Genomic DNA, 12,257 nt, shown 5'->3' with positions numbered 1-12,257 from the left:
TCGCCGAGAGAGCCGAGAGTGTCGACGGTGACTTGGTGTGCCGGTGTGCCGATGTGTTGGTGTTGTTCCGGACTGCCCGCCCCCGTGCGGTGCGCCCGCACTCCCCCCGTATGCCAGACAACCCCCCATCCGCGCCCGCGTCCAGAGGGCGAATGCAAAGCTTGAGTGCGCCCCGCCGAGCCCCGGGCCGGGGAAATGAACTCCCTTTCGGCGCAGCCCCGGACGTACCATGCGCGCCATGGCAAAGGCACCCGTTCTCACGCCCCAGGCGGACGACTTTCCGCGCTGGTACCAGGACCTGATCACCAAGGCCGAGCTGGCCGACAACGGCCCGGTGCGCGGCACCATGGTCATCCGACCGTACGGCTACGGCCTGTGGGAGCGGATGCAGCAGGAGATGGACGCCCGCATCAAGGCGGCCGGCGCGCAGAACGCCTACTTCCCGCTCTTCATCCCACAGTCGTATCTGACCAAGGAAGCCCAGCACGTCGAGGGCTTCGCGCCCGAGCTCGCGGTCGTCACGCACGGCGGGGGCAAGGAGCTCGAAGAGCCGGTGGTGGTCCGCCCCACCTCCGAGACGATCATCAATGCCTCCTTCGCGAAGTGGGTGCAGAGCTACCGGGACCTGCCCCTGCTCATCAACCAGTGGGCGAACGTGGTGCGCTGGGAGATGCGGCCGCGGGTCTTCCTGCGCACGACGGAGTTCCTGTGGCAGGAGGGTCACACCGCGCACGCCACGTACGAGGAGGCGCGTGACTATGCCGCGCACATCCACGAGAAGGTGTACGCCGACTTCATGGTGAACGTCCTCGGGATCGACGTGGTCCTCGGCCGCAAGACCCCGAAGGAGCGCTTCGCCGGAGCCGTCAACACCCTGACCCTGGAAGGGATGATGGGCGACGGCAAGGCGCTCCAGATGGGCACGAGCCACGAGCTCGGCACCAACTTCGCCAAGGCCTTCGGGACCCAGTACCTCTCCAAGGACGGCAAGCAGGAGCTCGTCTGGCAGACGTCCTGGGGTTCCTCGACGCGCATGGTCGGTGGCCTGATCATGTCGCACGGCGACGACAGCGGTCTGCGCGTCCCGCCCCGGCTGGCGCCGGTTCAAGCCGTTGTCCTCGCGATCAAGGGCGATGACGCGGTTCTGGCCAAGGTCCATGAGCTCGGCGACCGCCTGAAGGCCGCGGGAATCCGCGTCCAGGTCGACGACCGTACGGACACCCCCTTCGGGCGGCGCGCGGTCGACTGGGAACTCAAGGGCGTTCCGGTACGGATCGAGGTCGGCCCCCGCGACCTGGAGAACGGCACGGCGATGCTGGTACGCCGCATCCCGGGCGGAAAGGAGCCGGTCGCGCTCGACGCGCTGGCCGCTCTGCTGCCCGGGCTCCTGGAGGAAGACCAGGCCCAGCTCCTGCGGGAGTCGCGGGAGCGCCGTGAGTCCCGTACCTCGGAGGTCGCGACGATCACGGAGGCGGCCGAGGTCGCCGCGGCCGGCGGCTGGGCCCGCATCCCGTGGGCGACGCTCGGCGAGGCGGGCGAGGCGAAGCTCGCGGAGAACGCGGTGACCGTACGGTGTCTGGTCGCCGAGGACGGCTCGGTCCCGCAGTCCGACGACGAACCGGGCGCGGTCGCGCTCGTGGCGCGTGCCTACTGATGCGGAACCTCCGCATCTAAAGAGGCGGAAAAGCCTCTTGCGTACCGCGTGACAACTGCCGCCCCGGCGTGTGTGCTTGCTCTACGCGCCGGGGCGTACACGCCGCTACGTACCCACTTAGTACGAGGTATGCGGCTAATCCGCAGATCAGCGCACCCGCCCTCGTCCCGCCGTATGAGCGGCAACTGACTGGTACGGGCAAATTATTTGGGATGCCCCGGAATAGGAACACCGAGGCACCTTGGCTCGTTATCACGACGTGAGCACGACACCACCTGTTCTCGCCGCAGAGCTGGCGCAGGCGTGGGCCGAGATTCAACGGTTCCACCCCGAGCTGCCCGATCTTGCCGCGCCCGAATCCCTGATCGGGGAGTCCTCGTCCGCCTGTGGCGCCGAGCTCTCCTTCGAGCGTCTGCTGCACGAGGCCGTGCACGGTATCGCCGCGGCCCGTGGCATCCGTGACACCTCCCGCGCGGGGCGCTACCACAATCGCCGCTTCCTCTCGATCGCCGAGGAGATGGGGCTCGACCACCCGGCCGAGCCGCATGCGAGCAGCGGTTTCTCACTGGTCACGCTGAATCCGGAGGCCAGAAAGCGCTACCGGCCGACGATCGAGCGGCTGCAGCGCGCCCTCAAGGCGCACACGGCGGCGACCTCGGCGGACACGGCCCGCTCCTTCCGCGGTCCGGCCGCACGGCACGGCTCGTCGGGCGGTGGTGTCCGGGTCAAGGCGGTCTGCGACTGCGGCCGCAATGTCCGCGTCGTGCCCTCGGTCCTGGCCCAGGCCCCGATCGTCTGCGGCGGCTGCGGCAAGCCGTTCCGTATCCCGGAGGCGGTGGTGGTGGCGGGCTGAGCCCCGCCCGCCGTGGTCGAGGGCCCGCCCGGGACGGGGCCCCGGCCACGTATGGCACAATGGCTAGCTGTACTCGACAGCCGCACAGGAACCCTCTCGCCTCCGGCTGACGCGTCCATCGGGCACCCGAGTACCGCAACCCCACGTGGCATCTCATGTGCCCAACCACGTCATAGACCAGGAGACACCACTCCCGTGGCAGTCAAGATCAAGCTGAAGCGTCTCGGCAAGATTCGCCAGCCCCACTACCGCATCGTCGTCGCCGACTCCCGTACCCGCCGTGACGGCCGGGCCATCGAGGAGATCGGGCTGTACCACCCGACGTACAACCCCTCGCGCATCGAGGTCGACTCGGAGCGTGCCCAGTACTGGCTGTCCGTCGGCGCCCAGCCGACCGAGCCGGTCATGGCCATCCTGAAGCTCACCGGTGACTGGCAGAAGCACAAGGGCCTGCCGGCCCCGGCGCCGCTGCTGCAGCCGGAGACGAAGGAAGACAAGCGCGCCTCCTTCGACGCGTTCGCGAAGAGCATCGAGGGTGACGACGCCAAGGGCGAGGCCATCACGCCGAAGGCGAAGAAGGCCGACAAGAAGGCGGACGAGGCCGAGGCCTCCTCCACCGAGTCGACCGAGGCCTGAGCATGCTCGAGGAGGCTCTCGAGCACCTCGTGAAGGGCATCGTCGACAACCCCGACGACGTGCAGGTCGCTTCCAAGAACCTGCGCCGCGGTCGCGTGCTCGAGGTCCGGGTCCACCCCGACGACCTCGGCAAGGTGATCGGTCGTAACGGCCGCACCGCGCGCGCCCTGCGGACCGTCGTGGGTGCCATCGGCGGCCGCGGTGTCCGCGTCGACCTCGTCGACGTCGACCAGGTTCGCTGAACCACAGCAGTACCGGCACGGGCCGGGGAGGGCTTCGGCCCGCCCCGGCCCGTCGTCGTACGTCAGGACGCGTGCGTACGTCGTGAAGGAAGATGTACGTACGTCGTGAAGCAACAGGAGACACAGTGCAGCTCGTAGTCGGACGGATCGGCCGCGCCCACGGCATCAAGGGCGAGGTCACCGTAGAGGTGCGCACGGACGAGCCGGAGCTCAGGCTCGGCCCCGGCGCCGTACTGACCACCGACCCGGCCTCCACGGGACCGCTGACCATCGCGGCCGGCCGTGTGCACAGCGGGCGTCTCATGCTGCGGTTCGAGGGCGTGAGCGACCGCACCGGCGCCGAGGCGCTGCGCAACACCCTGCTCATCGCGGACGTCGACCCCGAGGAACTGCCCGAGGGCGAGGACGAGTACTACGACCACCAGCTCATGGACCTGGACGTGGTGCTCGCCGACGGCACCGAGATCGGCCGGATCACCGAGATCTCGCACCTCGCCTCGCAGGACCTGTTCATCGTGGAGCGCGAGGACGGCACGGAGGTCATGATCCCGTTCGTCGGGGAGATCGTGACCGAGATCGACCTCGAGAAGCAGCGGGCCGTGATCGATCCGCCGCCCGGACTGATCGACGACCGCGCCGAGGTCGCCTCCTCCCGCGAAGACGCCGAGGTCGCCTCCTCCCGCGAAGACGAGGACGGCGACGCCTGATGCGGCTCGACGTCGTCACGATCTTCCCGGAGTACCTGGAACCCCTGAACGTCTCGCTCGTCGGCAAGGCCCGCGCCCGCGGACAGCTCGATGTGCACGTTCATGACCTGCGGCAATGGACATACGACCGGCACAACACGGTCGACGACACCCCCTACGGCGGCGGCCCCGGCATGGTCATGAAGACCGAGCCCTGGGGCGACTGCCTCGACGAGCTGCTCGCCGACGGCTACGAGGCGGGCGTCGGCGCCCCCGCGCTGGTCGTGCCCACGCCCAGCGGCCGGCCCTTCACCCAGGAGCTCGCCGTCGAGCTCTCCGAGCGGCCCTGGCTGGTCTTCACGCCGGCCCGCTACGAGGGCATCGACCGGCGCGTGATGGACGAGTACGCGACGCGTATGCCCGTATACGAGGTGTCGATCGGCGATTACGTCCTGGCGGGCGGAGAAGCCGCCGTCCTGGTGATCACCGAGGCCGTGGCCCGGCTTCTGCCCGGCGTCCTCGGCAACGCCGAATCCCACCGTGACGACTCCTTCGCGCCCGGCGCCATGGCCAATCTGCTCGAAGGCCCCGTGTACACCAAGCCGCCCGAGTGGCGTGGACACGGGATCCCGGATGTACTGCTCAGCGGCCACCACGGCAAGATCGCCCGCTGGCGCAGGGACGAGGCGCTGCGGCGTACGACCGCCAACAGGCCCGATCTGATTGAGCGTTGCGACGCCGCCGTATTCGACAAGAAGGACCGGGAGATGCTCTCGATCCTCGGCTGGGAGCCGGAGCCCGGCGGCCGGTTTTGGCGTAAACGCGAGGCCGTGGAAGAATAGGTCGCTGCTGTACGTCCAGCGTGCGCCCCTGCCACAGGGGGACATGACGCCCGTCCGGCGAACCAGCTCCGAAACTCATCTCTACCTTGCCCGTCGATGACCTGTGGCATCGGCGAAGAAAGCAGACATCATGTCGAACCTGCTCGACTCCGTGAACGCCGCTTCCCTGCGCAGCGACGTCCCGGACTTCCGCCCCGGCGACACCGTCAACGTCCACGTGCGCGTGATCGAGGGCAACCGCTCCCGTATCCAGCAGTTCAAGGGCATCGTCATCCGCCGCCAGGGCTCGGGCATCAGCGAGACCTTCACGGTCCGCAAGGTCTCCTTCTCCGTCGGCGTCGAGCGCACCTTCCCGGTGCACTCGCCGATCTTCGAGAAGATCGAGCTCGTCACCCGCGGTGACGTCCGTCGCGCCAAGCTCTACTACCTGCGTGAGCTGCGCGGCAAGGCTGCCAAGATCAAGGAGAAGCGCGACAACTGATCGCGCGCGGGCCTTTCGGGCTCGTACGGTACGGGCCCCCGGGCTCGTACGGATCCTCGGATCCAGCGTCCAAAGGCGGCCGGATAGGCTCTGGCCCCGATGGACACCGAAGCACGAAGCACGGAGCGCGACCGCTCTTCCATACCCACAGGGGCACAGGAAGAGGGGTCGCGCTCCGCGCGTTTGCGGCCCGGCGAACTGCTGAGCACCGGGCTGCGCCGGTTCGTTGCCGGGCTGGTGGTGATCGTGGTGGTGCTGCTCCTGGTCAGCCACTTCGTGATGCAGCCGTTCCTGATCCCCAGCGGCTCCATGGAGCCCACGCTGCGCGACGGTGACCGCGTCCTGGTCAACAAACTCGCGTACCGTTTCGGGTCCGAGCCGCGCCGCGGGGACGTCGTCGTGTTCGACGGCAGCGGCTACTTCGGGAACTCCGACTACATCAAACGCGTAGGAGGAGTGGGCGGTGACCACATCGTCTGCTGTGACGAGAAGGGGAGGATCGAGGTGAACGGCGAGCCGGTCGACGAGAGCTATCTCCAGCCGGGTGACGCCCCCTCGAGCGTTCCCTTCGACGTGGTGGTGCCCGAGGGCACGCTTTTCCTGCTCGGCGACCACCGCAGCGACTCCAGCGACTCCCGTGACCACCTCGGCTCGCCGGGCGGCGGTTTCCTGCCGGTCGAGCAGGTCATCGGGCGTGCGGAGTGGGTCGGCTGGCCGGTCGGGCGGTGGGCCGACATCGGCGGGGCCGATGCGCTCGCCAGGGTTCCCGAGGGTGCGGGGAATGCGCTGGCCAGGGTTCCCGAGGGTCCGGGGAGCGCTTTGGGGGCCGGCGCAGCGAAGGCTCCCCATGGGTAGCCGCGGCCGCCCGCGCGCCCATCACCGGGCCGACACCCGGCTGCCCACCGGCACCCGGCCGACCAGCGGACCGGTGCTGCCGGGGCGGGCCGACCGGCGCAAACTCGCGCGGAAGGTCAAGCGCCGGCGCAGGCGCTCCGCGGTCAAGGAGATACCCCTCCTCATAGGTGTGGCCGTCCTGATCGCGCTCGTGCTCAAGACCTTCCTGGTGCAGGCCTTCGTCATCCCCTCCGGCTCCATGGAGCAGACCATCAAGGTCGGGGACCGGGTGCTCGTCGACAAGCTCACCCCGTGGTTCGGCTCGAAGCCCGAGCGCGGCGATGTCGTGGTGTTCAAGGACCCCGGCGGCTGGCTGACCAAGGAGCAGATCGAGCCCAAGGACGACCCCGTGGTCGTCAAGCAGGTCAAACAGGGTCTGACCTTCATCGGGCTGCTGCCTTCCGACAACGAGCAGGACCTGATCAAACGGGTCGTCGGCGTCGGCGGGGACCGCGTCAGATGCTGCGGCAAGGACGGCCGCGTCACGGTCAACGGAGTGGCCGTCGACGAGCCGTATCTCAATCCCGGCGACAAGCCCTCGAACCAGACCTTCGACGTACGGGTCCCCGAAGGACGGCTGTTCGTCCTCGGCGACCACCGGTCCGACTCGGCGGACTCGCGCTCCCATATCGACGAGGGCAAGGGCGGCACGATCTCCCAGGACGAGGTCGTGGGCCGGGCCGTGGTGATCGCCTGGCCGGTGGGCAACTGGCGGGGCCTCGAGGAGCGCGGCGCGTACGCTTCCGTGCCCGATGCGGACAGCACGCGTGGCGGGTCGACCGCGGCCACAGGGCTGTCGCATAGGGTGGCCCGGGACGATTTCAGCGCGGCGACTTTGCCGCCGACCCCTGCGGAACTCCCGCTCGTTATGGGAGTGGTAGGCCTTCGCCGTCTGTGGCGCGGGCAGCGGTACGGAACGAGGAGTGGATGTGGGGGATTTGGCCGTCGGCGCACGATCCGGACACGACGAACCCGAGGATGAACGCGAAGTGATCAGCGGCAGTGGTCCGGCCGGTGCAGATGACGCCCATGACCCCGAGTCCCCCGTGCAGGATGCGGATCGGTCCGGTGAAGCCGAAGACGGCGAGTCCGGTGCCTCCGGTGCCAAGAAGCAGCGCTCCTTCTGGAAGGAGCTGCCGCTGCTCATCGGTATCGCCCTGCTGCTCGCGCTGCTGATCAAGACCTTCCTGGTGCAGGCGTTCTCGATCCCCTCGGACTCGATGCAGAACACGCTGCAGCAGGGCGACCGCGTCCTGGTCGACAAGCTCACGCCGTGGTTCGGCTCCGAGCCCGAGCGCGGCGAGGTCGTCGTCTTCCACGACCCGGGCAACTGGCTCGCGGGCGAGCCCACCCCCACGCCCAATGCCCTCCAGAAAGCCCTCAGCTTCATCGGACTGATGCCGTCCGCCGAGGAGAAGGACCTGATCAAGCGGGTCGTCGGCGTCGGCGGGGACACCGTGGAGTGCAAAGGCACGGGCCCGCTCCTGGTCAACGGCCAGGCGCTCAACGAGCCGTATGTCTTCCCGGGCAACACCGCGTGCTCCGACGACCCCGACGGCGGCCAGTTCAAGGTCAAGGTGCCCGAGGGCAAGCTCTGGGTGATGGGCGACCACCGGCAGAACTCGATGGACTCCCGCTACCACCAGGACGACCCGGGCGGCGGCTTCGTGCCGGTCGACAATGTCGTGGGCCGCGCTTTCGTGATCGCCTGGCCGCCCACCCGCTGGTCCACGCTGCCGGTGCCGGACACCTTCGACCAGCCGGGTCTGGCCGCCGCGATGTCCGCCGCACCAGGTGCGCTGGGTCTTGCGGGTGCGGTGCCGTTCGTGGTGTGGAGTCGGCGGAAGGCCCTGCGCGCGCAGGCCTGATTCCGAGTGGACGCAGGCCCGCGCCCGTGGCGGTGCGGGCCTGATCCTGTGGAGGCTTCCGGGCGGTACCGGGCGAGGGTTTCTGGCGGCGGTACCGCCGGGTAGGGTGCCGTCCCAGATCACCGATCTTTCCGGCGTACGTGCAGGAGTGAGTGCGTTCGGGATCGGATTCTCCGAGGTGGGGACGGGCCGGGATGAACAGAGCACGCAGTATGGACCAGGGCGGGAGCCGACTGGGCAGCACCCTTTCGGGCATTGCCGTGGCACTCGGCTGTGTGCTGTTCCTCGGCGGGTTCGCCTGGGGTGCGCTCGTCTACCAGCCGTACACCGTGCCGACCAATTCCATGGCGCCGACCATCCAGGGCGGGCAGCGCGTGCTGGCCCAGCGGATCGACGGTGACGAGGTCAAGCGGGGCGACGTCGTGGTCTTCAAGGAGAAGGACTGGGGCGATCTGCCCATGGTCAAGCGGGTCGTGGCGGTCGGCGGGGACAAGATCGCCTGCTGTGACGCCAAGGGCCGGATGACCGTCAACGGCGAGCCGATCGAAGAACCGTATCTGCCGACCAGCGCGCGGGACGCGGGCACCAACTTCCCGCCGACGACCGTGCCGAAGGGCCGTATCTTCCTGCTCGGCGACGACCGCAGCATTTCCCTCGACTCCAGCGCCCATCTCGAGGACGCGGGCAACGGGGCGGTGCCGCTCTCCGGGGTCGACGCCCGGGTCGAGGCGATCGCCTGGCCGATGGAGGGCATGCTGCCCGAGCCCACCGGCTTCAAGGACCTGCCCGGCGGGATCTCCGAGCCCGGTCCGCTGCGGCTGCTGATCTCCGCCGTGATCGGTGGCGCGGTGCTCGTCCTGGGCGGTGCGGCCTACGGGCCGATCGCCAAGCGGACCGGCCGGCGCGGGAAGCGGCCGGCGGCGCGGAGGGAGCCGGCGGGTGTCCGGTGACCGCGCTCCCGGGCCTGACGGCTCGGTGGGACTGAGGCGGGTCGCACGCGTCGTACTCCTGGATCCGCGGGACCGGATTCTGCTGCTGCACGGGCATGAGCCGGATCATCCCGAGGACGACTGGTGGTTCACGCCGGGCGGTGGGCTCGAGGGCGAGGAGACCCGCGAGGAGGCCGCGCTGCGGGAGCTGGCGGAGGAGACCGGGATCACGGACGTCGCACTCGGTCCTGTGCTGTGGAAGCGGGTCTGCTCCTCCCCGTTCGCCGGACAGCGCTGGGACCAGGACGAGTGGTACTTCCTGGCCCGTACGACGCACGAAGCCGCCGCCGACGTCGTGGCCGCGACCGCTCTGCCCGGTCTGACCGAGCTTGAGCGACGAAGCGTTGCGGGATTGCGGTGGTGGACGTGCGGGGAACTCCTCGCCGCGCATGAGACGGTGTACCCGACCAAGCTCGCCGGGCTGCTGAGCGCACTGCTCGACGAGGGTCCCCCCGGCGCTCCCGTGGTCCTCGATACGGAAATCGTCTAGAGGCGGGCGGGGCTGGCGCACAATAGGGGGACGCACGGCTGAAGGGGAACATGCCATGAGCGCCGAGGACCTCGAGAAGTACGAGACCGAGATGGAGCTGAAGCTCTACCGGGAGTACCGCGATGTCGTCGGTCTGTTCAAATATGTGATTGAGACCGAGCGGCGCTTCTATCTCACCAACGACTACGAGATGCAGGTGCACTCGGTACAGGGTGAGGTCTTCTTCGAGGTGTCCATGGCGGATGCCTGGGTGTGGGACATGTACCGGCCGGCTCGCTTCGTGAAGCAGGTGCGGGTGCTCACATTCAAGGACGTGAACATCGAGGAGCTCAACAAGAGCGATCTCGAGCTGCCGGGCGGCTGAGTTCCCTCGCGCGGGTGAGTGAGTTTTCCACAACCCGCCGGTTATCCACCAAGATCAACAACTCTCGCGGGACTGCGTCACCTTCGACTTCGGAGATTCGACTTCGGAGGTGACGCCCCATGAGCGCACGCAGCGCACTGGGCAAGTACGGAGAGAACCTGGCGGCACGTCGGCTGACCGACGCCGGGCTGAACATTCTGGCGCGCAACTGGCGGGCGGGCCGCGGCGGCGAGATCGACATCGTCGCGATGGACCGTGACGCGCTGGTCATCTGCGAGGTCAAGACCCGAAGAGCCGGGCCACCGGGTGCGCACGGGCCCTTTCAGCACCCCATGGACGCGATCACGCCCGCGAAGGCGCAGCGGCTGCGCACCCTCGCCGAGAACTGGGTGCGCCGCCATGGCGGACCTCCGCCGGGCGGGGTGCGGATCGATCTGGTGGGCGTGATGCTGCCGCCGCGCGGCGCTCCGGTGGTCGAGCATGTGCGGGGGGTGGCCTGATGGCCTTTGCCCGTACGTGTGCGGTGACCCTGGTCGGCGTCGAGGGCGTCGTCGTGGAGGTGCAGGCCGATCTGGAGCCGGGGGTGGCGGCGTTCACGCTGGTGGGGCTGCCCGACAAGAGCCTCACCGAGAGCCGCGACCGGGTGCGCTCGGCGGTGGTCAACTCCGGGGGCGACTGGCCGCAGAAGAAGCTCACGGTGGGGCTCAGCCCTGCCGCGGTGCCCAAGTCGGGCAGCGGGTTCGATCTCGCGGTGGCGTGTGCGGTGCTCGGGGCGGCCGAGCGGATCGATCCCCGTGAGCTCACCGATGTGGTGATGATCGGGGAGCTGGGGCTCGACGGCCGGGTCAGACCCGTGCCCGGTGTGCTGCCCGCCGTGCTCGCGGCCGCCGAGGCGGGCTTCAAGAAGGTGATCGTGCCCGAAGTGACGGCGGCGGAGGCCAAGCTGGTGCCCGGGATCTCGGTGCTCGGCGTACGGACGCTGCGGCAGGTCGTCGCCGTACTCAACGACGAGTCAGTGCCCCATGAGGAGCAGGACGACGAAGGACGCCCGGACGCCTCGCTCGCCGGGCTGCATGTGCCGGGAGCGGGGATCGGCACCGGGCTGTCGGGGGTCGGCGAGCATGAGCGGCCGCTGGATCTGGCCGATGTGGTCGGTCAGTTGTCGGCGCGTACGGCGATCGAGGTGGCGGCGGCGGGCGGGCACCATCTGTTCCTGTCCGGACCTCCCGGTGCGGGCAAGACCATGCTGGCCGAACGGCTGCCCGCGATCATGCCGCCGCTGACCCGCGCGGATGCCCTGGAGGTGACGGCGGTCCACTCGGTGGCCGGGATGCTGCCGCCGGGGCGGCCGCTGGTCGACATGCCGCCGTACTGCGCGCCGCACCACTCGGCGACCATGCAGTCCTTGATCGGAGGCGGGAACGGGCTGCCCAGACCGGGAGCCGTGTCCCTGGCGCATCGAGGTGTTCTGTTCATGGACGAGGCACCCGAGTTCAGCCCGAAAGCGCTGGATTCGCTGCGCCAGCCGCTCGAGTCCGGGCATGTGATCGTGGCCCGGGCGGCGGGGGTGGTGCGGCTGCCGGCGCGGTTCCAGATGGTCCTTGCCGCGAACCCTTGTCCATGCGGGCAGTTCACCGTGATGGGGGATCTGTGCGAGTGCCTGCCCACGATGGTGCGGCGCTATCAGGCCCGGCTGTCCGGGCCGTTGCTCGACCGGGTCGACATCAAGGTCGAGGTGGACCGTGTCACCCGCAGGGAGCTCGCCGGACAGTTCGCCGGCGGGGAGCCTACGTCGACGGTCGCGGACCGGGTGCGGGCGGCGCGTGAGCGCACGCTGGCCAGGCTCGACGGGACGCCGTGGCGGACCAACGCCGAGGTGCCGGGGCATGAGTTGCGTACGCGGTGGCGAGCCGCGCCGGGAGCGATGGTGGGCGCCGAGCGGGATCTCGAACATGGACTGCTGACGGCCCGTGGACTCGACCGGGTGCTGCGGGTGGCCTGGACGATCGCCGACCTGGCGGGGCACGCGCGCCCCGACGCGGCGGATGTCGACCTCGCGCTGCAGTTGCGGACCGGGATCTCGCGTGGGGTGCCGATGGTGATCGAGGCGGGCGCATGACGGAGGAGGGGGTGCCGCCTGCCTTTGGGGGACCGGGCGTTGAGGGGGAGTGGGTTGGTGGGGAGCGTGGGGTCCGTGAAGGGGCGCGGGCTGGTTGGGACGCCGGAGTGACTGAGGGGGAGTCGGAGGCTTGGGAGGG

Annotated in this window: 15 protein-coding genes; all 15 read left to right on the top strand. The window is 69.4% G+C overall.

Annotated features, from left to right (window positions below):
- Positions 1-238 precede the first annotated feature (238 nt).
- The 15 genes from proS (at position 239) to JAO81_RS10055 (ending at position 12,118) form a co-directional block, all read left to right on the top strand.
- Positions 239-1,654, top strand: coding sequence for a proline--tRNA ligase (proS, locus tag JAO81_RS10125; RefSeq protein WP_199547452.1), 1,416 nt, complete (start codon positions 239-241; stop codon positions 1,652-1,654).
- Between the two features lie 259 nt (positions 1,655-1,913).
- On the top strand, positions 1,914-2,507 hold the full coding sequence (locus JAO81_RS10120; RefSeq protein ID WP_199547451.1) for a hypothetical protein: 594 nt from the start codon (positions 1,914-1,916) through the stop codon (positions 2,505-2,507).
- A gap of 195 nt (positions 2,508-2,702) precedes the next feature.
- Positions 2,703-3,143, top strand: a complete 441-nt coding sequence (gene rpsP, locus JAO81_RS10115; protein ID WP_199547450.1) for a 30S ribosomal protein S16 — start codon at positions 2,703-2,705, stop codon at positions 3,141-3,143.
- Positions 3,144-3,145: 2 nt separating this feature from the next.
- On the top strand, positions 3,146-3,385 hold the full coding sequence (locus tag JAO81_RS10110) for an RNA-binding protein (RefSeq protein WP_165332918.1): 240 nt from the start codon (positions 3,146-3,148) through the stop codon (positions 3,383-3,385).
- Positions 3,386-3,510: 125 nt separating this feature from the next.
- Positions 3,511-4,092, top strand: coding sequence for a ribosome maturation factor RimM (gene rimM / locus JAO81_RS10105; protein WP_199547449.1), 582 nt, complete (start codon positions 3,511-3,513; stop codon positions 4,090-4,092).
- Positions 4,092-4,913 (top strand): tRNA (guanosine(37)-N1)-methyltransferase TrmD, encoded by an 822-nt coding sequence (gene trmD, locus JAO81_RS10100; protein WP_165332920.1) that lies wholly within the window; start codon positions 4,092-4,094, stop codon positions 4,911-4,913. The genes rimM and trmD overlap by 1 nt, the downstream gene beginning before the upstream one ends.
- Before the next feature lie 130 nt (positions 4,914-5,043).
- Complete coding sequence (gene rplS / locus JAO81_RS10095; RefSeq protein WP_165332921.1) at positions 5,044-5,394, top strand: 50S ribosomal protein L19; 351 nt, start codon at positions 5,044-5,046, stop codon at positions 5,392-5,394.
- 99 nt (positions 5,395-5,493) lie between these two features.
- Positions 5,494-6,249, top strand: coding sequence for a signal peptidase I (lepB, locus tag JAO81_RS10090; protein ID WP_199547448.1), 756 nt, complete (start codon positions 5,494-5,496; stop codon positions 6,247-6,249).
- Complete coding sequence (lepB, locus tag JAO81_RS10085; RefSeq protein ID WP_199547447.1) at positions 6,242-7,270, top strand: signal peptidase I; 1,029 nt, start codon at positions 6,242-6,244, stop codon at positions 7,268-7,270. Before lepB (JAO81_RS10090) ends, lepB (JAO81_RS10085) begins: the two co-directional genes overlap by 8 nt.
- 64 nt (positions 7,271-7,334) lie before the next feature.
- Positions 7,335-8,156: a signal peptidase I gene (gene lepB, locus JAO81_RS10080; RefSeq protein ID WP_374194281.1), complete on the top strand. Its 822-nt coding sequence runs from the start codon at positions 7,335-7,337 to the stop codon at positions 8,154-8,156.
- Positions 8,157-8,350: 194 nt separating this feature from the next.
- Positions 8,351-9,106: a signal peptidase I gene (lepB, locus tag JAO81_RS10075; protein WP_199547445.1), complete on the top strand. Its 756-nt coding sequence runs from the start codon at positions 8,351-8,353 to the stop codon at positions 9,104-9,106.
- The gene (locus JAO81_RS10070; RefSeq protein ID WP_307813265.1) at positions 9,096-9,635 is read left to right on the top strand and encodes an NUDIX hydrolase; all 540 of its coding nucleotides are present in this window, start codon (positions 9,096-9,098) and stop codon (positions 9,633-9,635) included. The genes lepB (JAO81_RS10075) and JAO81_RS10070 overlap by 11 nt, the downstream gene beginning before the upstream one ends.
- A gap of 55 nt (positions 9,636-9,690) precedes the next feature.
- Complete coding sequence (locus tag JAO81_RS10065; protein ID WP_003965949.1) at positions 9,691-9,999, top strand: DUF2469 domain-containing protein; 309 nt, start codon at positions 9,691-9,693, stop codon at positions 9,997-9,999.
- 119 nt (positions 10,000-10,118) lie between these two features.
- A complete protein-coding gene (locus tag JAO81_RS10060; protein ID WP_165332927.1) occupies positions 10,119-10,499 on the top strand; it encodes a YraN family protein in 381 nt (126 codons plus the stop codon).
- Entirely contained in the window at positions 10,499-12,118 is a 1,620-nt protein-coding gene (locus JAO81_RS10055) for a YifB family Mg chelatase-like AAA ATPase (protein WP_199547444.1), read from the top strand. The genes JAO81_RS10060 and JAO81_RS10055 overlap by 1 nt, the downstream gene beginning before the upstream one ends.
- The last annotated feature ends 139 nt before the right edge of the window (positions 12,119-12,257 follow it).

The sequence above is a fragment of the Streptomyces sp. N35 genome (assembly GCF_016464295.1).
Classification (GTDB): Bacteria; Actinomycetota; Actinomycetes; order Streptomycetales; family Streptomycetaceae; genus Streptomyces.
This window is presented reverse-complemented; position numbering and strand designations above follow the sequence as displayed.